We start from the raw sequence: 19,511 nt of genomic DNA, 5'->3' as shown, positions 1-19,511 counted from the left end.
AATGACATTATTTGCTTGCAATATTCTGTCATAACTTACTAAATATTAATCTATCTTTAATACTGGGAATTCTTCTAAAACTTTTATTCCATTAAGTGTCCATGGTTTTGCAAATAGAGAAAGCCAAATTATATAAGTTAGCTTTTATTTTTAAGAATTATTAATCATTTAATATTACTTTCTTTTCTCCATTAATATTAGTAGTTTCTATTTTTATTAGTTTATTTTTCTCATAAACATAAACATACCTAAAAAAAAGATTATTATTTATATATTTTTCAACTACTTCAAGTTTATTATTTATATAAATAGCTTTTAAATAAATATTTTTATCTTTTAAACTATTAATATCGATCTCATTGTTTAATTTTATTGGATGATCATATCCAGAAAAACTTTCATAATATTTCACTTCTTCCATACTTAAACTTTTTTGAGTGCAGAAAGAGAAAAATAAAACTTGGATGAAAAGAAATATTTTTTTCATTATTTACATTTCTTTATTTCTAAATTCAAATCTTTTAGCATTTTCTCCTAAAAAGAATGAAAATGTTGTCCTACCGGCCAACTCCAATCACCACAATATTTTATAGCCTAATCTCTAATCTGATCTGTAATCTCATCCTTAGTACGCCCATCTTTAGAATAGACTTGAAATACATTAACACCCTTACCTCTATCTCCATGATGAGGATCTAAGGTAAATGATTACCGGACCAAAAACAAATGCTAATAGGCGGTTAATTAAATGTAAAAGACTTCAAGGATTTCATACTCACGTATGCCACCGGGCGCCTGAACCTCGGCAATATCCCCTTCTTCCTTACCAATCAGCGCGCGTGCAATTGGTGAGCCAACAAAAATTTTAGCTTGCTTAATATCAGCCTCATCCTCGCCGACAATCTGATAACTGACCACTTCTTCCGTTTCCAGATCCTGCATTTTTACAGTAGCCCCAAAAACGACCTTCCCGTCAGCATTGGTTTCTTTCGGATCAATGATATGCGCTAGCGAAAGTTTGTGTTCAATCTCCGCAATACGGCCTTCAATAAAACCCTGTTTTTCTTTAGCTGCTTCGTATTCTGCATTTTCCGACAAGTCACCATGCGAACGTGCCTCAGCAATAGCCTCAATCACAGCAGGACGAGCCACACTTTTAAGCTGTTGCAGTTCCTGTTTTAATAATTCGGCACCAAATACGGTCAAGGGAATTTTTTGCATCATGTTTCTCCAAGATACCGCCGTGAATGCGCAACGGTATATCGTATTAATAACAAAAAGCAAGCCGCCCGGTGTTTGGCGGCTTGCGCAGTTCCATGTATGATATTTTAACAGACCCGCTAAAATAAGCAAAGATTATAATGATGATAAATTTCTTTTAAAAGGCACCAACACTGCCGTGCAGATCATCAATCCAGCCATGATAAAAACCAAAAAACTTCAATATAATGATAAAGTTAAACGCAATAAATTCCTTCAATATTTCTTAATCATTTTATCAAAACATCTAATTCAAACGGCAAAATTCAATTTAGAAATCTGAATGAATAAATTAAATAGCTCGTTGATTAAAATTTAAGTACTGGTTACGTGTGGATGCATCGGACTAATTCTATAAATTACGGAATAAGCGACGTTAAAAAAAACCTGCTAATAACATGGCAGGTTTTTTTATACCAGCATTGACTAATCAATACTCTCTTGATCCATACACCATTGCCCTAAAGGCAAACTTTAGAATGGAATATCATCATCAATATCATCCACCGGCGCAGGTGTAGGCGCGGTACGAGGTGGCTGACGACGTGGAGCAGCGGGAGGCGCATTTGAGGCGGCAGGGGCTGAATCATAATTTCCCGGATTTGCATTGCTGTTTGACGCAAAATGATCACCGCCATTGGGAGAATCATAACCCGCGCTACCCCCATCATTACGACTACCCAGCATTTTCATTTCATTGCCGATAATGTCGTACGCAATACGCTCAATTCCATCTTTACCGTTATATTTGCGACTTTGGATCCGCCCTTCAATAAATACCTGACTACCTTTACGTAGATACTGGCTGGCAATTTCACCGAGCTTGCCAAAAAGAGTAATGTTGTGCCATTCCGTGCGCGTTTGACGCTCACCATTACGATCGCGCCATTGCTCATCAGTTGCAATGGAAAAATTGGTTACTGCATCGCCGCTGGGCATGTATCGTGTTTCAGGGTCACGACCCAAGCGACCAACCAAGATGACTTTGTTAACAGACATGGTGGTTTCCTATATGGATTCAGGCTGCTTTAACAGGCAACCGAAGTTAAAAACTGGTATTTATTCTAAAGAATGATTATGACCACTGCCAATGTTTTTGCCAGGCACCGATCACCGCATCAGAATAAGTTGTACGTCCTAGACTACCATTATACCGCGCCAGCGCGCGAACCATATTACCATTCTCGCGATTGCGGTAATACCGTAAAATGGTGCAGCCATAACGTAAGTTAGTGCGAATATCAAACAAGTTATGTTCTGCTCGCCCAATTTGCTTAACCCAGAACGGCATCACCTGCATTAAACCTCTTGCACCAACACGGGAAATAGCATATTGACGAAAACGACTTTCCACTTCAATCAGCCCAAGAACAACTTGCGTATCCAGCCCTGCCCGCATTGCTTCATACTGAATATTAGTCAGCAAGCGTGTTCGACCATATACTTCCGGAACGTAGCGCTCGAGCCGTGAGGACATCGCATTTAGCCAGCGATTGGCTTCTGCCTGCGATTTAAAAATCAGTCGAGGTGGATTTGCATTACTAACGGCATGACGCATTACAGAGGCAACATCATCAGCCAACGTCTCTTCACGTTGTGCTCCAGCGAAAGCCTGTTTTGGTAATAGGGTGCCTAGTAGCGCCACACTGCCAGACATCAGCATTTGTCGCCGCGACAGACCATCTAACTTGGACAATATAAGATTTCTTTTCATTCAGACAACTTCAACTAACCTAGGTTAATTTCCTCTTAATCAGAACCACCTTGTGTCAATGAAATCAACTCATTAAATTAAGAAGACTGAGAAGACCATCTCAACCAAAACATATTTTAACATAGTTAAAGAAGATACGAAAAAGCCTATGTTCAATACATAGGCTGTGGCATAAAAAACAGGATTTAATTTAACTCAATCGGCACAAATTCCTCACGTTCGAGTTCTTCCTTAGCCAAATCAGTCACAATCATGGAGGACTTAACTTCAAACCATTTTAGGAAAGTATCCGCATCCAACTGTGGCCAGCGACGTTCATCCTCACACCAATCAGCCAATTCAGCAGCAAAAATATCCTGATAATGCTGTTCAATTTGAAGCCATAGATCTTCATTATTTTCAGCAGTAGAGATTAAATAAGCATTGGCGTCTTGCTGTAATGCTTTGAGCGACAAACCATCCAAGTTGATATCGGGTAAGTTCTGCAACCATACCCAAAATGGTTCCAATGGAATCAGCAAAAAAACACTACGGTTAACTTCATACATAGCACTGTTCCTGTTTTGACTATTGATTAATTGTTTATCCAAAAGCTGGGTTTAAATTCTCGTTTTATCCGCAAACATTTCTTACGGATAATTTAGCGTCTAAAGAATTGAGTTAGGCTATTGATAAGCTCAATTCCATTTATTTTTCTGCACTCTTCAGTGTGTTTCCGGTTGTCAGTGGTAGACACGATGAAACTTTCGCTCTAACACAACTTTTATAGCAGCAGTTTATAACCTACCCAGAAATTGGAAAGCTATATTACCTCCATCCATAACAATTGCGATCGCCGTGTATTATTGACTTGAGCAAACTTGATGCATCTGATTGCAAAGTATCCTGCGTATCAGCAAGATCTGCATGCATAATTTTTCATTCAGAATAAAATTTAATTGCGCAGAAATGTTAGCGTTTAAGCCATGGCCATTTTACAGAAGCAAAATTTGACGTCATCAGCCCAAATTATTCACCAATTGAAAAATCAATGGATTCACTGAATGCAAGCCACGCTGACTAAGATTAATCCATATCAGACTCATTAATGAACTTTAATCATTCAGTAATAGCGCAAATTCATCTAGTCTCTTATCAATCAATATTCCGTATTCAGATCATCGCATTGAAACAGAATAGTAAATGGGGTGATCAATAATGAGCGACTTTCCCCTCGGTATGAGTATGTTTAGATTGAGGTTGGTGTTCAGTAGCCGGTGCCGTTTCTTCGTCAGCTGGAACTAAACTATCAATATCTACCTCTTCATCAGTATCAGATTGATATAAAGTACCGCCAACTTGCTGATTGCGCAATTTCATATATAAATCACGGGTATAAGCGTAACGATCTAGCGCAGCATCATCCAGACTTTCGGTCACATCCAGTAAGGATTCTCGTGTTGCCACCCCATTCAAACCGCTAACCCCCCAACGTACAGCTGAATCTTTAAAAATCGCATTCTGCACTGGAAAGGCATACAAGACACTACTACCAACGCTGTCGCGTACGGTAGAAGGACCAAAAACAGGATAAACAAAATAATGACTATTCTTCCATCCCCAAGATGCAAACGTATCGCCTAAAGTATTTTTGTTATTGGGAATTCGGCCAGCGTCAGCAAAATTAATTAAGCCACCCAAACCAAAAGTCGTATTGATACCTACACGGACAAAATCTGTACTGGCTTTTTCAATGTCCAAACGCAGCACGTTACTGCCAAAACTAACTACATCGCGCAAATTGTTAAAAAAATTGCTGACGCCTGTGCGCACTGGAGACGGCGTAATCTTACGATATCCTTTGGCTACCGGAGTCATGACATAATGATCCAAACGATCGTTTACTTTAAACATAAAGCGGTTATAGCCTTCGTAAGGATCCTGATTAGGTTGTTCCGCCCAGCCTAGCTGGCTGAAGGATAAAAGTACGCAAGCAATAATCAACTTGGATTTACTCATTGCAGAGATTCCTCAACGCCATATAGTGCCATCAGTGTGATCAATCCTGATGGCGCACCGATGATTTGAATGTCAAATTGTTGTTGGAGAGCTAGCCGTTTTGCGGCGATCAGTAAAGCTACACAAACAGAATCAGCTTCTGTAACGCCACTGACATCAATTGTGGTTATTCCTGGTTTGATGCATTGGCAAAACTGCTGATAATCTGCTTCATGCACACTTGTCATGGTGACCGTATCATGCAGGTTGACTGTGCTGCCCTGAAGTTCGGTTCGCATGTTTATTTACCGTTTTTAGCGTGTAAATCCGCAATCAGTCCATCAATGCCTTTTTGATTAATGGTTTGATTAAATTGGTTACGATACACAGTCACCAAGCTGGCTCCCTCAACAGAAACATTGAAAATACGATAGGTATTACCAGACTGATAAGTTGAATAATCCATACGTACTGGTTTGCTGTTAGGAGCCGTCACATCAACACGAACAGTAACTTCACGACCATTTTTAGTCACAACCGGATTGTCGTAAACCGTTGCTTTGGCATTTTTGAATTTGAGCATGGTTCCGGAATAGGTACGGATCAGCAAAGTTTTGAATTCAGAAACCAAAGCCTGTTGCTGGGCTGGAGTAGCAGTACGCCATGGCGCGCCAACGGCCAACGCAGTCATACGGGTAAAATCAAAATAGGGAATGGCATAATTTTCAGCTTGTAGGCGCACCTTACTGTCATTTTTGCCATTGGCGTTACTTAAAATATTCAGCACTTGCGTGGCATTACCTTTCAGCTGGGTTACCGCGTCTTGTGGGGAAGCAAATGCCAAACTGATACTCATCACGCCAATACTTAAAGAAGCCAACAATGCAGATTTATTCAATTTCATGGATATATCCTTAAATTAAATGATGTGGTTTATTAATATTATTAGACCATTATGTTTATTCGGTAGCGGATGCGGCATGATGACTGCCGTTGTCGCTGCTTTTGGCATTACCTTCAGCAAAACTGGTCATAAATTTCCCAATTAGCTGTTCTAAAACTAGGGCTGAGCTGGTGATGGTGATTGAATCGCCATCAGCCAAATTATCGGTATCCCCGCCCTGCTCCAGACCAATGTATTGATCACCTAATAATCCAGAAGTCAGGATTTGAGCAGAAGTATCGCTGCTAAATTGGTACTGTTTGTCGATTTTTAAAGTGACTTTAGCCCAATAAGTTTTCGGATCCAAAACAATTTTGTCAACACGGCCGACAACGACCCCAGCAGCTTTAACTGGAGCTTGTGGCTTAAGACCTCCGATGTCGCTAAAAGAAGCCGACAGGGTGTAGGTAGGCTGGGATGAACCAAGACCATTTCCACCAGCTACTCGGAAAGATAAGAAAAGAATTGCGGCTATGCCTATTAAAACGAATAAGCCAACCAGCATTTCCAGACTATTTTTTTTCATATTATTACCTGTTAATCAAAATCTTAATTGGTAAACATCAGTGCTGTGAGCATAAAATCCACTGCCAGAATGGTTAAGGAACTGGACACAACCGTACGGGTATTGGCACGCAGTATTCCTTCGGAAGTAGGCTTGGCATAAAAACCCTGATACACCGCAATCAGGCTAACCACAATGCCGAAAACCACTGATTTAATCAAGCCATTCACTACATCATAATGAATATTCAGATTATTCTGCATTTGTCCCCAGAAGACACCATTATCCATTCCAAAATATTTCACACCAATCAGGTAGGCTCCATACACGCCGGCCACATTAAAGATTGATGCCAGTAATGGCATAGAAAGAACACCAGCCCAAAAACGGGGTGCCACTACTCTGGCTACCGGATCAATCGCCATCACATTCATGGCTTCCAGCTGTTCTGTGGTTTTCATCAGACCAATCTCACTGGTCATCGCTCCACCGGCACTGCTGGCAAATAAAATTGCGGCTAAGACGGGACCCAACTCACGCAACATAGCAGCAGCAACCATATAACCGAGGATATCTGCTGATTTGAATTTAGCCAGCTGAGTATACGCCTGCAAACCCAATACCATACCTACGAATAATCCAGATACAGCAATAATGATGATCGACAAGACGCCAGAAAAATACATTTGCCTAATCACCAAACGCGGTCGGCGCAATACGGTTCCACTGCGTAACAGAGCAGCAAACAAAAATAGTGTTGCACAGCCCAAATGCTGGAGAAAACTCAGGGTTTTTGCACCCAGTTGTTGAATTGCTTTCATCACGCGATATTTAAATCCTGTTGTAATGTGGTGGTCGCCGGATAACGGAAAGCTACCGGCCCGTCAGCCTGTCCATGGATAAACTGATTTATCCACGGTGAATCTAGTTGTCGCATCTGTTGAGGCGAGCCAGAAAAAATAATGTCGCCGTGTGCCAGAAAGACCACATGACTGGCAATATCCAACGATTGCTGAATATCGTGAGTCACCATGACACTGGTGGTTTGTAATGAATGATTCACTTTACTCACCAAACTCGCAATCACACCCAGCGAAATAGGATCTAATCCAGTAAATGGTTCATCATAAAGTAACAGTGCTGGATCTAATGCAATGGTTCGAGCCAATGCCACCCGGCGAGCCATACCGCCTGACAGCTCTGAAGGCATCAACTTTTCAATGCCGCGCAATCCCACAGCATTCAATTTCATAATCACCAGATCATGAATCATACTTTCGGGCAGATCGGTGTGCTCACGAATGGGAAAAGCAACATTATCAAATACTGACAAATCAGTGAATAGTGCGCCAAACTGAAACAATACGCCCATATTACGCCGATGGCGATAAAGTTCTTCACGGTTAAATTTGGCTATATCCCGACCGTTGATTAATACCTGTCCATGCTGAGCGGTGATCTGACCAGTCATCAGCCGTAATAAAGTGGTTTTACCGCTACCAGAACTACCCATAATTGCGGTAAAGCTGCCTGGTTCCAGACAAAAATTAATATTTTTCAGGATGGGGCGGTCTCCATAGGCAAACGCCACATCTTTCATTTCGATAAACGGCATAGCCATAATTTACCTTCTAATACCGTATAGTAAGAATTAGATTTTAAGAGCAATATGCATATTTAGCAAACATGAATCCGATTTTGTTGCTGATACATCTCAATGGCTGCAACAACGGCAGCTTTTAAGCTTGACGAACTTGCTTGTTTCGTACCCGCCAGCTCCAATGCTGTACCGTGATCGACAGAAGTGCGAATAAAAGGTAATCCCAATGTGATATTGACACTAGCACCGAATCCAGCATACTTGAGCACTGGCAGTCCTTGGTCATGGTACATCGCCACGATAACGTCAGCATTTTTCAGCATAAATGGTTGAAAAATGGTGTCTGCTGGAAAAGGTCCCTTTATGTGCCATCCCTGCTGCTGTAATTGGGCGATAGCAGGAATGATGATTTGGTTTTCTTCCAGCCCAAGATGTCCGCCTTCTCCGGCATGGGGATTGAGACCAGCAACTAAAATTCTTGGTTGTTTTATGGCAAATTTAAGTTGCATTTCCTGATGTAAGATGGTCAGTACGCGCGTTATCAGATTTGGCGTAATGGTGTCTGCAACGGCACGTAAGGGCAGATGGGTGGTCACCAGAGCAACACGCAGTCCGCCACCACTGAGCATCATGACAACCTGATCTGTATTACTTTTTTCAGCCAAATATTCAGTATGTCCAGTAAAAGGCAATCCACTGTCATTGATGATGCCTTTATGAACCGGTGCTGTCACCATAGCCGAAAATTCGCCGGTTTGAATTCCCGCATAAGCTCGATCCAGCAAAGCCAATACATATTGTGCATTGGCCACATTCAATGTGCCCGGTAGAACTGCGGTTTTCAGGGGTAAATGACACACTTCTAGCACATTGGGCTCAGGAACGTTATCTGGTTTATATTGCTGAATTTTTACTTTTTTTTGCAGCAATTGAGCTCGTTCTTGCAACAAATGCGTATCACCCAATATCACTATGCGGGCATCTGCTGTATAGGCATACAAATCAAGACAGATATCGGGACCGATACCTGCCGGCTCACCACTGGTGACTGCAATTACCGGCTTGGATATCATCGTTGATCAACTCTAAACTGATGTTGACGCATTTTCGCCCGTGCTGAGCCGGCTAGGTTTAGCATTCGATTACTTATCCAGACTGTTGATGTGGATATAGGACTGATCCTGCAACTGTTTAAGTAAATTCTGATGCAAAATCTGGCTTTTTTCTTGCACCAAAACGGCTCGCATACCATTACGCAAGCGTTGCTGTGGACTGTCATCACTTCTAACTTCTAATAATCGGATAACATGCCAACCAAATTGCGTCTTAACCGGTGATGAAATCTGTCCAGGTTTAAGCTGTTTAACCGCAGCCTCAAATGGCGGCACGGTTTCTCCATCCATTAACCAACCCAGATCCCCACCATTTTCAGCACTTCCATCTTGTGAATACTGGCGAGCCAGTTGTTCAAAAGAAGCACCAGAACGAGCTTGATGTGCAATCTGTTCGATCAGTTTACGGGTAACATTATTATCATTCTTGATCAAAATATGCTGGACGTGAAAAGAATAAGCAGTGATAGGAGGGGGTAATTGACGTCCCTCTTGTTGGGCACGCGCGATCGCACTATCGATTTCAGCATCTGACACCTGGCTTTTCGCCATCACTTCGCTTTGTTCCAAGCGCTGCACCAGCAAATTTTCTTGCATGGTCAGGCGCAGCTGGCTTTCACTGATGCCTTCTTTTCTAAGACGATTAACCAGCTCTTTTACAGTCAGTTTGCGCTGTGTGGCAAATTGATGAATGGCCGCGTTAACATCATCCTGACTGACACTAATATTGGCGCGTTTAGCCGCTTGAATCATCAGATCTTTATTAATCAAACGTGTTAACGCCTGTTGTTGTAATGTTTTAACATCAACCGAATTGCCTTTAGGAATCTGCGTGCGTAACTGTTTAACCATGACATCCAGTTCCTGCCGGGTAATTACATCATCATTGACCACAGCCACGATGTTATCAATGGGTTTAATATCTGCTGCAAAAGCGGATTGCAGAGTCAGTGCCAATGCTGAAGCCACCAGCCAGCCTTGTATGGATTTCATTAATGTTTTACCTCATATCTATTGCTGTAACCCGGAATTTGTGTACTTAATTGTCCCAGCGGACCATTGCCGACACTAGTCAGGTCACGTAATTGTAATTGAAATAATACTGCGGTTTTACGTTTTTGGTATCCATCTGTGTATCGAGTACCAACCAGACCAGCACTCCAGCAATTACACGGACTTTGATATTGGATACCAATGGTTTGATTTAAGGCGACGCTGTGTTTGAAATCATAATTTTCCCGCGCAACTAAATAATAATTGCGTGAAAGTGGCCATTGCATACCGAAATCAATTGAGCGTATTTTACCGTAGACATCGTCATACAGATTTTCATAGCGACCGTATTTGTAGCGCATGCTAATGGTTTTGCCCGCCTGAGGGGTATAACGTATGCCGAAATTATAACTTTCAGAGGTTTTTAAGTCCTGATTATAATGCCAATTACTTTCAGCACTAATATTATGACTCAAAGACGCGCGACCAAATGCCACTATATCCGAACGTTTACGTTCTTTATTTCTCGGTGTAAATTCATCCAATCTAACATTATCATTGCGAAAGTAAAAACGTTGTCCAATACCCGCCGCTAAACGCTCCTGACCATTAATTTTGTCGTATAAACGCGTTTGCAAAGCCGTAGTCAGAAAATTAGCCGCATTGATGCGATCATGTCCAGAATAGCGGTTTTCACGAAACAATTGATCGTAGGTGAAACTGTTTTCAGCTGTATCAAATAAGGGAAAATTATCCTGATTTCGTCGCGGTATATAGGTATAGAATAAACGCGGTTCAAGAGTTTGAATAAATCCTTTTGTTGTTTTTTTACTTTGCCACAAGCGCTCAAACGTCAAACCTGAATCGATACTGACAATCGGTACAGCACGATCCAAACTACGTTGTTGGCTAAAATTATTGTTTTTATCCATGTCGTAATGCGTAGCATGAAAACTCAGTTTCGGGCGAATATAACCCCATTGAGTGGAATAATCCGCATTAAACGTCGGGTTGATCACTAAACGCGTGCCATCTGGGAACTTTAACTCTGCATCTTTATGACCAATCTTTCTTTCTTCAAAACGCGTTGCTTCTGCATAGACGTTGAAAGAATAATGATTACCATAATAACGGTTCCAAGTGGCAGATAATTTTGGCATTCTTGAATAGGGTTGATCTTTATAACCATTTTCCGATGCCAGTGTCTGGTATTTCTGTACCATCAAGCTACCGTCAAACGTGCCTCCCCATAGATCACGATGATAATTCAGCCAAGCCTGACGATTGAGATTTTCGCTGCCATTGTCCCCTTTCCAGAAATCCCGCTGGTAATCATCATCTGACACCTGATGATAATCTATTCCGCCCGTTAAACCTTTTGCAAAATACTGATTATGAGAAAAATCTATTTTGGCGCGATTCTTATGATCACTCTTCTGATCACTGGGCACCCATTCCGCATTGATTTCCCCTGAATATGTTGGTTGCAGATAGCGGAAATCTCCACCTAATTGGATACCGCGGCTGCTGATCAAATGCGGACGTATGGTAGCATCATAATTTGGTCCGAGATTGAGATAATAAGGGGTCATCAGTTCAATACCGTCTGATCCACCCTTAATTGTTGGCGCCAAGAAACCACTTTTGCGATTACCGTTTAACGGAAAATCTATCCAAGGGGTATAGAATAACGGTACGCCACCAAATAATAATGTTGCATTACGGGCAACACCGACGTTTTTATCATAATCCAGATCGATACTGCTGGAACGAATATACCAGCTGTCATCTCCCGGATTACAGGTGTTGAACTTAGCACTATCCAGGCGGTAACGGTTTTTGCCACCCATTTGTACTTCACCGCCCACCCCTTGCAAACGCCGGTTATCCTTTTCCATTTCAAAACGTCCGGCATCACCAACACCGGTGCTTTGTTTCATATCATAGGTAACACGCTGTCCACTAATTCGCCCTTGACCATTATCTAAAGTGAAATGGTCGCCCGCTTTGACGATATCAGTATGCTGATCATAATCCGCCCAATCAGAGTTCAACGTGACATCATTTCGCTCAATGATGACACTGCCAGTAGCCCGTACACGGGTTTGTGACTGACCATTGACTTTATCTGCAATAACTCGCGTGACGTCATTGCCGGGATTGCTTTCACCACTATGCTGAACCGGTTTGACGAAATTTTTCGGGCGTTGTGGTGCGGTGCAGACAGATCCATCTCCCATAGATAGAGGAGATGCCGCAAACGTCATGATAGGTAAGGCACAAAACACTGATGTGAGTGCCTGAACTAATATTTTAGGAGGAAATAATTGGGACAATGTATCACCTAAACGGCTTTGCCAGTTAAAATAGCGTTTATTTTAACCTGAAAATGATCATGCAACGTGAAACTGCATTAAAAAAATGGCTGAATTTATGTTATCCGCAACAATCTTTCGATCTGAGCTTTGCTGCGGCTGATGCTGATTTTCGGCGCTACTTCCGCGCAACCTTTAACCATGGGAACAGTGTTATCTGCATGGATGCCCCTCCAGATAAGATGAGCATCGCACCGTATATTAAAGTACAGAGCCTTTTTCAGGCGGTAAAAGTACCTGCTATCTATCATGCTGACGCCACACTGGGATTTATGGCTTTAGAAGATTTTGGCCATACGCCCTACCTTGCCGCTTTGCAACAAGATCAACGACCAGAAGTACACAAACTATTGTTGCTCGAGGCCATAGATGAGCTGATTAAATTACAACTGAGTAGCCAAGCTGAGCAATTACCACTTTATGATCTGGAAATTTTAAATCGTGAGATGCAATTATTTCCTGAATGGTTTGTCCAAAAAGAGTTGAATCTCACCTTGACTGATGCCCAGCAAAAAATGTGGCAACAAACTGTTGAGGCTATCTTGCCAGAAATACTGAATCAGCCCTTAGTATATGTGCACCGCGACTTTATTGTTCGCAATATTATGCTGACACATGATCGTCCTGGTATTTTAGACTTTCAGGACGCCTTGTATGGTCCCATCACTTATGATTTAGTTTCCTTATTACGCGATGCTTTTATAGAATGGGATGAAGAATTTGTTCTTGATCTGGTTATTCGCTATTGGGAAAAAGCCCGTGCTGCCGGTCTACCCGTTCGCAGTGATTTTGACCAGTTTTATCGCGAATTTGAAATGATGGGGGTGCAACGTCATTTAAAAGTAGCCGGTATCTTTGCGCGTTTGTATTACCGAGACGGTAAAGATAAATACCGTGGAGAAATTCACCGTTTCCTCAACTATTTGCGTAAGACCAGCCGTCGTTATCAACAGTTGCACCCGCTATACCGTCTGATAACAGAATTAACTGGCGTTGAGGAGGTTCAGGTCAGCTATTCTTTCTAAGGTTATCTGTTCATCTCATTATTTTTTATAAATGATGCGTTTACAGTCATATGGATCGAAGCCGGTTTAATCAACCGGCTTTCATTTTCTGCTATCGTTTATTTGTTCATCATGTTTATGTTTCGATGTGACTCAATGGTTATGCATTAAGTTGGCGTGTCTACATCATCCCAAGCCGCATTTTCAAAATTTGTTAACCAATTAAGAGCATAATGTCGTTCATGAACCACGCCACTATTAATCGATGCAGGTATTTCTTTATCATTGATCTCACAATCTCTTATTATCCAGTGTAACCGAAAATGTAAATCTAAAGCATCCAATAGTTCACTTACAGGTTTTAAACTTAAAGACTGATCTTGTTGTTGGTTATATTTCATCCCTTGATCAATTAAATCAGCAACAGGACAAATTTGATTGGCAAAAGGGAGCTGTGCTTGCCAATTTATCGCCCATTCAAGCGTTGATAAAGCTTCATATCGCCAAGACATATTGTTGAGATCTTGTTCTGTTGGTTGCATGCTATGAATAAATGCTCGTTCATGATCTGAAAGCGTGGCATAACCGATCGGGCATCGTTGTTGAAGTACATTAGGGTCGAGTGGCGCATTTTCCAGAAAGCTTTGTGCTTGAATACCGGTGATCATTAATGCTAACGCACGATGCGCAATCTCTTCAGCTGATCTGACGATAACTTCAGACTCGGCCACAACAGGGGGTAAGCTAGTAGGAGAAGTTAATCCGAGCGTGTTTAGATAATGTTCAGTTTTCGCTTTACGTTGTAACGCTTCTGAGGGATAAGGCATGGTGGCATCAGGATCAAAACTTCCATCCGGATTTTGTAATATTGCCATTTCTGCATTACGTACAGTCCCGTCAGGAAGATAGATAATAACATTTGCTTGTTTTGCCCAAGCATTAAACTGATCAAATTGATCATCATCTATTGCAAAACTAAAATGGTGTTTCACTCTTTGAATATGACGATACAAAGCATAACGCCGAGCATTCATTTTCCCATCGCCAGCATTGAATATATAGCCTAGAAAGCCATTTAAATGCGCCGTTAACTCCGCATCATCAAGGTTACGATGCAGGAGGTTTTGACAAGGAAAATCTGGCATTGGTGGATTTGTTACCGTTGCATATGCATTAATTAAAAGTGACATGGATAATTTTCCTTTATTCTATGTAAAATATACTTTTAGTTCTGATTAGAAATTTTTTTATAAATTTTTTTTAAATAATATCTTTTTGAGATCTGAGATAAGTCATGGGTTTTAATTAAATAGTTTATTTTATTGGTCGTGAAATTCTCAAAAAATAAAGTATCATTCCCTTCTACATTTTTTACTTTAAGCCATCAATTTATTTAGATCTTTAGCTAATATCGGGCAAACAACCCTTTGGGCGGGAAAGGGGTGCACACGGCTTACACTCTGCCATTCTCCCTTAGAACTAGGCCACCTCCTTTCGCTTGTTAAGGCGCTTCTCCCTACTAGTAAAATGAGAACTGTTAAATAAACTGCATAATAATTCTTAAATAAAAAGCCAACTTTAAGGTTGGCGTTTTTATTTATTTTACTATTTTTTCAATCTGCACAATATCTGGATCAATTTTTATCCAAAATTTAAAAGTAGAGCAAACATAATCTAAATTATTTTTTTTCTCTATTTTGGCAAATGGATTAGATTCTGAAGAAAGGAAAACCCTTTTTCTTGCTTCAGAATATCTGTACATACTATAAAACCCTCATTCCCATTTTCCCTTCTCCACCTAGAATTATATTATTTTCATCTATTGGCAATTTATTATTGACTTGAATGACCAAACCAATATCCTGATCCTCATGGAGAATATCATTTAGATTATTTTTCTTAAATTCAGATAAACTGTATTTTTACCATAAACAAATTTATATTCGGAATTAGCAATACCCGTTATTTCTACATTGAATACTTTTTCATAAGGAAACACGAGTACGTCTAAATCTATTAATTCATTTTTTTAATCAGTGATTTAGTACTTAATTGAACGTGTATTTTCTATTAATATATTTCCATTTAGGCATTTGATTTTGAATTTATTTGAAGTAACTTCTGCTTATCTTTGATTAATAGCTAAATCTGAACAATAGTGTTTATTTTCAATTAGATAAAGAAACACGGTTTTAAAATAAAAAGAATTTATACTTGAGGTAGATATCCATCAAATCGTGTGGTTTTACCTTGATATTGGAAGGCTGGCTGTACATCCGCTAAAAACACCCCATTTGCCGGACGCTTCACGATCACCCGTTTTTGAGCTAGCCTCTGAGCTGCTTGCAGTAAAGCCTTATCGTTTTCCAGCTCTGCATTACCCAATAGTAGATGAAAATAGGCCATTTCTTTTTTTACTGCTGCAGATTTCTGTTTTTGCGGATACATGGGATCCAGATAGACCACATCCGGTTTTGCGTCGATCTGCCAATCTGTTGGTAAACTACTGATGCTGCCATAATGCAGTTGTATCCGCTGCATCACTTCGGCGGTATCTGGATCATTTGCTCCACGATACAAACCATCTGACAGCAACAAATAAATAATAAAATTACGTTCAAATATAATTGTTTTCAAGCCTAAAGAAGCCAGAACAAATGCGTCACGACCTAATCCACCAGTAGCATCCCACACAACGGGCTGATTTTTTGCCTGAACTGCACGCGAGAGTAACTCTCCGCCACCAAATAACCTACGGTGACGCGACTTACCGGCTACAAAATCAACACGCACAATGCCTTTTTCTCCTGCCCGAGCCAAACCAAGCCCTTGTTCATCGTAGATGAGATACAGACCTTGAAGTGGAGGCTGGGATTGCATAACCATGTCACTATTATCCAATAATGGCAGTAGTTGGAGCTGCAACCATTCGGGCAATGGCGTGATGCAGATTAAGGTTGTTAACGACTCTACCATTAGCTAATACCTAATCGTTCCATGCGGTAGCGCATCGAACGAAAACTGATGCCGAGTAATTTAGCTGCCTGCGTACGATTAAATCGTGTTTGAGCAAGTGCCTGCTCTAGAATGCGGCGCTCAACATCATCCAGATAATCCTGAATCTGTGTTTGACCTAGATGAAAATTGTCAATGCTATCTGCAACAGCCACCTTTTTCGGATCAGAATTGATTTTAGCGATTGCGGTATTGTTCGCTGCAAATTGATGGCTTTGAATTTGTAGATCATCGATGTCAATCTGATTATTTTTTGACAATGCCACGGCCCGCTCAAGAATATTTTCCAGTTCACGGAAATTGCCTGGATAATTATATTGCCATAAAGCTTTCTTAGCAGCTTGCGTCAGGGTAAGCTGATTAGCCTGAGGTAATCTGCGCAACAAAATTTTAATCAACTCGGGAAGATCATCGCGTAATTCACGCAATGGTGGCATGGTCATCGATACAACATTTAATCGATAAAATAAGTCCTGTCGAAATTGACCTGACTCAACTAGGGCATTCAGATCTTTGTGCGTGGCGCAGATTAAACGAACATCTATCTGTTTTTCTTCCATTTCACCAATTCGGCGTACTGCTCGTTCTTGAATTACCCGCAGTAATTTGACCTGCATTGATAAAGGCAGATCCGCAACTTCATCTAAAAATAAGGTACCACCATCTGCATACTGAAAAAAACCATCTTTGTCTTTATCTGCACCGGTAAAACTGCCTTTTTTATACCCGAAAAATTCACTTTCCATCAAAGCTTCAGGAATAGCACCACAATTGACTGCCACAAATGGTTTATGACAACGGGCAGATTGTTCATGGATACTACGTGCAGCCTGTTCTTTACCGCTGCCAGACTCTCCGGCAATATAGACTGGAACATTTGTATTGGACAGTTTAGCGACCAGTTGGCGTACTTCAGCGATAAGTGGTGAATTCCCAAGTAATCGCTCATTGGGTCGATTCTTAACTGCATTGCTGCCTTTTTTATCATCTAACTGATTTTTGCTGGTTACTTTATTTTTGATATTGGGTTGATTAGATACTTCCTCTTCAATCTGATCACTGTTAATTTTAAAAACTGATTTAACCAATGTGCGTAATTGAGCCAAAGTAATGGGTTTTTGCAAATAGTCAAAAGCTCCGTTTTTTAAAGCTTCTACTGCCTGCTCTGCACTACCATAAGCTGTAATGACGGCAACGGGTGTATCCAGATTTTTGCTAAGAATATAATCCACTACTTCCAGCCCGGAACCATCTGGCATACGCATATCTGTTAATACCAGCGAAAAAGCCTGTTTATCTAACGCTTTTTTTGCCGCCTCAACGCCTACCGCTGTGTGCACTGATAAACCCATTTTAATTAAGGTTATTTCCATCAGATCACGTATATCAGCCTCATCATCTATGACCAGTACCGGTTTTTTTAATTCTATTTGGTTACTCATCTAGCATCCTTGGTAAAATCAGTTCGAATCCATTTAATTTAGGGCGATAACTCAGTTGTCCATGGTTAGCTTGAGCTAGTTCACGCGCCACATACAATCCTAGCCCTGTCCCCCCGGATTCAGTGGTGAAAAATGGTTCAAAAAGGCGTAATTGATTTTCTACACTGACGCCTGCCCCATTATCAACCACCATAATGGCTATTTTATCGCGACCTCGTTCACGTAATAAAACTTGTATGGCATTATTATCCTGCTTGCTATGGCGCCAAGCATTGTTCATCAGATTCCACATTATTTGCTGCAAATGTACAGGATCACACCACAAATACAGTGGATGATGACCCATCGACAGCTGAATGCAATTTTCAGCCTCTGGCTTTATCATCATAAATTCTTGCAGAAATGCTAACCAGAATGCTTTGAAATCAACTGAATGTTTATCAATTTTGTCTCGCTTATTTAATGTACTGATGTCTTCCAGCATTTTATCAATGCGTCCGATATTTTTTTCGATGATATGAAATAAGCGTAATTGGGCAGTATTTTGTTCATCTTCCTGTAGCAACCCGTTTGCTTGACGAATAGCAGACAATGGATTGCGTATTTCATGCGCCAAATTAGCTGTTAGTTGTCCCAATGAAGCCAGCTTGATAGCCATGGCCTCTTGATCAATTTCCGTTTCGGAACGCATCGACAGAATTAATAACGGCTTATTTGCTTCATGCAACATCCGCACCCGTACTCGCATCGGCCATTTTCCCAGTGTACAACTACATTCAAAAAGATGTCTTTTACGCCGCAACCACTCAATCTGTATCTCCCGAAATAAGCTGGTTTTTTTGTCCACCAGTAAATGAGGAAAAAAATTCTGTGCTCGTCGATTCATCAACCAGATCACACCAGCCTCATCCAGAACAACTACCGCTTCCTGCACAAAGTTAAAAGCACGCACCAATAAATTTTTATAATTGCTCAACATTTGTGATTGGATAAGCTGCTGATTTTGCGAGCGCGCCAAAGTTTTGGCTGCGAATGCAGTCAGACCAGCCACCAAATAAGCGGCAACCATCAGCATAATGGCGATAGTACCTATGCGTATACTGAAATAATCTAAGCCATTACGGGTAACTTGTAAAACGGTAATAAAACTGATCAGTAAGGAAACATAGCTCGCATAGATCATCGGATAACGACCACGGCTATACATACAGGCTGAAGCAACAAAAGGTAAGATTAAAATGCCAAAGCCACTATCCACTCCTCCGGCCATCGTCATCAACCAAGCGATCATGGTGATGTCTACAACAGAGTAAACATTGGGTAATGAATCTGTCTGATTCTGCCAGCGAGGCATCACCATAGAAAAGACGATGAGAAAACCGTACAGACTTATCCAGCTATACAGTTCGATCTTATTAAAGGTTGCTTCCGACAATCCTAATCCATCTACATCTCGGGTGAGAATATAAAAGGTCATAATCGAAAACAACAAACTGACCCGGGCAATATTCAGCAAAGCTGAAAGTCTGTCCAGATAAGGCTGCCAGCCAGTTACCGCTTTTTTCATAACC

Annotated in this window: 20 protein-coding genes; 1 reads left to right on the top strand and 19 read right to left on the bottom strand. The window is 40.9% G+C overall.

Going from position 1 to position 19,511, the window contains the following annotated elements; genetic code table 11:
- Nucleotides 1-160: 160 nt before the first annotated feature.
- The 14 genes from J3U68_RS02805 to J3U68_RS02740 all read right to left on the bottom strand — a co-directional run bounded on the left by J3U68_RS02805 (nucleotide 161) and on the right by J3U68_RS02740 (nucleotide 12,440).
- Nucleotides 161-487 (bottom strand): DUF6156 family protein, encoded by a 327-nt coding sequence (locus tag J3U68_RS02805; RefSeq protein ID WP_267374384.1) that lies wholly within the window; start codon nucleotides 485-487, stop codon nucleotides 161-163.
- Nucleotides 488-744: 257 nt separating this feature from the next.
- Nucleotides 745-1,221: a transcription elongation factor GreA gene (greA, locus tag J3U68_RS02800; protein ID WP_267374382.1), complete on the bottom strand. Its 477-nt coding sequence runs from the start codon at nucleotides 1,219-1,221 to the stop codon at nucleotides 745-747.
- 513 nt (nucleotides 1,222-1,734) lie between these two features.
- Complete coding sequence (locus J3U68_RS02795; RefSeq protein ID WP_416384651.1) at nucleotides 1,735-2,199, bottom strand: single-stranded DNA-binding protein; 465 nt, start codon at nucleotides 2,197-2,199, stop codon at nucleotides 1,735-1,737.
- Nucleotides 2,200-2,335: 136 nt separating this feature from the next.
- Entirely contained in the window at nucleotides 2,336-2,974 is a 639-nt protein-coding gene (locus J3U68_RS10660; RefSeq protein ID WP_416384622.1) for a lytic transglycosylase domain-containing protein, read from the bottom strand.
- A gap of 185 nt (nucleotides 2,975-3,159) precedes the next feature.
- Nucleotides 3,160-3,522: a VacJ gene (locus tag J3U68_RS02785; RefSeq protein WP_267374377.1), complete on the bottom strand. Its 363-nt coding sequence runs from the start codon at nucleotides 3,520-3,522 to the stop codon at nucleotides 3,160-3,162.
- A 643-nt stretch (nucleotides 3,523-4,165) separates the two neighbouring features.
- On the bottom strand, nucleotides 4,166-4,972 hold the full coding sequence (locus J3U68_RS02780; protein WP_323811420.1) for a VacJ family lipoprotein: 807 nt from the start codon (nucleotides 4,970-4,972) through the stop codon (nucleotides 4,166-4,168).
- Entirely contained in the window at nucleotides 4,969-5,250 is a 282-nt protein-coding gene (locus J3U68_RS02775) for an STAS domain-containing protein (RefSeq protein ID WP_267374375.1), read from the bottom strand. Before J3U68_RS02775 ends, J3U68_RS02780 begins: the two co-directional genes overlap by 4 nt.
- A gap of 2 nt (nucleotides 5,251-5,252) precedes the next feature.
- Entirely contained in the window at nucleotides 5,253-5,855 is a 603-nt protein-coding gene (locus tag J3U68_RS02770; RefSeq protein ID WP_416384621.1) for an MlaC/ttg2D family ABC transporter substrate-binding protein, read from the bottom strand.
- 55 nt (nucleotides 5,856-5,910) lie between these two features.
- Nucleotides 5,911-6,420, bottom strand: a complete 510-nt coding sequence (gene mlaD / locus J3U68_RS02765) for an outer membrane lipid asymmetry maintenance protein MlaD (protein WP_267374372.1) — start codon at nucleotides 6,418-6,420, stop codon at nucleotides 5,911-5,913.
- A gap of 23 nt (nucleotides 6,421-6,443) precedes the next feature.
- On the bottom strand, nucleotides 6,444-7,220 hold the full coding sequence (gene mlaE, locus J3U68_RS02760) for a lipid asymmetry maintenance ABC transporter permease subunit MlaE (RefSeq protein ID WP_267376191.1): 777 nt from the start codon (nucleotides 7,218-7,220) through the stop codon (nucleotides 6,444-6,446).
- Nucleotides 7,220-8,023 carry an ABC transporter ATP-binding protein gene (locus tag J3U68_RS02755; protein WP_267376190.1) on the bottom strand — a complete coding sequence of 268 codons (804 nt, stop codon included), beginning with the start codon at nucleotides 8,021-8,023 and terminating at the stop codon, nucleotides 7,220-7,222. Before J3U68_RS02755 ends, mlaE begins: the two co-directional genes overlap by 1 nt.
- Nucleotides 8,024-8,076: 53 nt before the next feature.
- A complete protein-coding gene (pdxA, locus tag J3U68_RS02750) occupies nucleotides 8,077-9,069 on the bottom strand; it encodes a 4-hydroxythreonine-4-phosphate dehydrogenase PdxA (protein ID WP_267376189.1) in 993 nt (330 codons plus the stop codon).
- A gap of 72 nt (nucleotides 9,070-9,141) precedes the next feature.
- On the bottom strand, nucleotides 9,142-10,104 hold the full coding sequence (locus tag J3U68_RS02745) for a peptidylprolyl isomerase (protein ID WP_267374370.1): 963 nt from the start codon (nucleotides 10,102-10,104) through the stop codon (nucleotides 9,142-9,144).
- Nucleotides 10,104-12,440: an LPS-assembly protein LptD gene (locus J3U68_RS02740; protein WP_267374367.1), complete on the bottom strand. Its 2,337-nt coding sequence runs from the start codon at nucleotides 12,438-12,440 to the stop codon at nucleotides 10,104-10,106. Before J3U68_RS02740 ends, J3U68_RS02745 begins: the two co-directional genes overlap by 1 nt.
- Before the next feature lie 59 nt (nucleotides 12,441-12,499).
- On the opposite strand from J3U68_RS02740, the gene amgK reads away from it, so the two are divergent.
- Nucleotides 12,500-13,504 carry an N-acetylmuramate/N-acetylglucosamine kinase AmgK gene (amgK, locus tag J3U68_RS02735; protein ID WP_267374364.1) on the top strand — a complete coding sequence of 335 codons (1,005 nt, stop codon included), beginning with the start codon at nucleotides 12,500-12,502 and terminating at the stop codon, nucleotides 13,502-13,504.
- 146 nt (nucleotides 13,505-13,650) lie between these two features.
- On the opposite strand, the gene J3U68_RS02730 is transcribed toward amgK, so the two are convergent.
- The 5 genes from J3U68_RS02730 to J3U68_RS02710 form a co-directional block, all read right to left on the bottom strand.
- Nucleotides 13,651-14,673, bottom strand: a complete 1,023-nt coding sequence (locus J3U68_RS02730; RefSeq protein WP_267374361.1) for a DUF4272 domain-containing protein — start codon at nucleotides 14,671-14,673, stop codon at nucleotides 13,651-13,653.
- Nucleotides 14,674-15,080: 407 nt separating this feature from the next.
- A complete protein-coding gene (locus tag J3U68_RS02725; protein ID WP_267374358.1) occupies nucleotides 15,081-15,245 on the bottom strand; it encodes a hypothetical protein in 165 nt (54 codons plus the stop codon).
- 446 nt (nucleotides 15,246-15,691) lie between these two features.
- Nucleotides 15,692-16,459 carry a class I SAM-dependent methyltransferase gene (locus tag J3U68_RS02720; RefSeq protein ID WP_267374355.1) on the bottom strand — a complete coding sequence of 256 codons (768 nt, stop codon included), beginning with the start codon at nucleotides 16,457-16,459 and terminating at the stop codon, nucleotides 15,692-15,694.
- On the bottom strand, nucleotides 16,459-17,940 hold the full coding sequence (locus J3U68_RS02715; RefSeq protein ID WP_267374352.1) for a sigma-54-dependent transcriptional regulator: 1,482 nt from the start codon (nucleotides 17,938-17,940) through the stop codon (nucleotides 16,459-16,461). The genes J3U68_RS02720 and J3U68_RS02715 overlap by 1 nt, the downstream gene beginning before the upstream one ends.
- Nucleotides 17,933-19,507, bottom strand: a complete 1,575-nt coding sequence (locus J3U68_RS02710; protein ID WP_267374350.1) for an ATP-binding protein — start codon at nucleotides 19,505-19,507, stop codon at nucleotides 17,933-17,935. The genes J3U68_RS02715 and J3U68_RS02710 overlap by 8 nt, the downstream gene beginning before the upstream one ends.
- Nucleotides 19,508-19,511 lie beyond the last annotated feature (4 nt).

Origin of the sequence: Snodgrassella sp. B3882, assembly GCF_026535915.1 — a bacterium.
Lineage (GTDB): Bacteria > Pseudomonadota > Gammaproteobacteria > Burkholderiales > Neisseriaceae > Snodgrassella.
This window is presented reverse-complemented; position numbering and strand designations above follow the sequence as displayed.

Coding starts and splice junctions, on each gene's coding strand:
- J3U68_RS02720 (WP_267374355.1), bottom strand. CDS start 16,459: ATGGTAGAGTCGTTAACAACCTTAATCTGCATCACGCCATTGCCCGAA.
- J3U68_RS02725 (WP_267374358.1), bottom strand. CDS start 15,245: ATGTACAGATATTCTGAAGCAAGAAAAAGGGTTTTCCTTTCTTCAGAA.
- J3U68_RS02785 (WP_267374377.1), bottom strand. CDS start 3,522: ATGTATGAAGTTAACCGTAGTGTTTTTTTGCTGATTCCATTGGAACCA.
- J3U68_RS02795 (WP_416384651.1), bottom strand. CDS start 2,199: ATGCCCAGCGGCGATGCAGTAACCAATTTTTCCATTGCAACTGATGAG.
- mlaD (WP_267374372.1), bottom strand. CDS start 6,420: ATGAAAAAAAATAGTCTGGAAATGCTGGTTGGCTTATTCGTTTTAATA.
- amgK (WP_267374364.1), top strand. CDS start 12,500: ATGCAACGTGAAACTGCATTAAAAAAATGGCTGAATTTATGTTATCCG.
- J3U68_RS02730 (WP_267374361.1), bottom strand. CDS start 14,673: ATGTCACTTTTAATTAATGCATATGCAACGGTAACAAATCCACCAATG.
- mlaE (WP_267376191.1), bottom strand. CDS start 7,220: ATGAAAGCAATTCAACAACTGGGTGCAAAAACCCTGAGTTTTCTCCAG.
- J3U68_RS02805 (WP_267374384.1), bottom strand. CDS start 487: ATGAAAAAAATATTTCTTTTCATCCAAGTTTTATTTTTCTCTTTCTGC.
- J3U68_RS02715 (WP_267374352.1), bottom strand. CDS start 17,940: ATGAGTAACCAAATAGAATTAAAAAAACCGGTACTGGTCATAGATGAT.
- J3U68_RS02770 (WP_416384621.1), bottom strand. CDS start 5,855: ATGAAATTGAATAAATCTGCATTGTTGGCTTCTTTAAGTATTGGCGTG.
- greA (WP_267374382.1), bottom strand. CDS start 1,221: ATGCAAAAAATTCCCTTGACCGTATTTGGTGCCGAATTATTAAAACAG.
- J3U68_RS02775 (WP_267374375.1), bottom strand. CDS start 5,250: ATGCGAACCGAACTTCAGGGCAGCACAGTCAACCTGCATGATACGGTC.
- J3U68_RS02745 (WP_267374370.1), bottom strand. CDS start 10,104: ATGAAATCCATACAAGGCTGGCTGGTGGCTTCAGCATTGGCACTGACT.
- J3U68_RS02780 (WP_323811420.1), bottom strand. CDS start 4,972: ATGAGTAAATCCAAGTTGATTATTGCTTGCGTACTTTTATCCTTCAGC.
- J3U68_RS10660 (WP_416384622.1), bottom strand. CDS start 2,974: ATGAAAAGAAATCTTATATTGTCCAAGTTAGATGGTCTGTCGCGGCGA.
- J3U68_RS02710 (WP_267374350.1), bottom strand. CDS start 19,507: ATGAAAAAAGCGGTAACTGGCTGGCAGCCTTATCTGGACAGACTTTCA.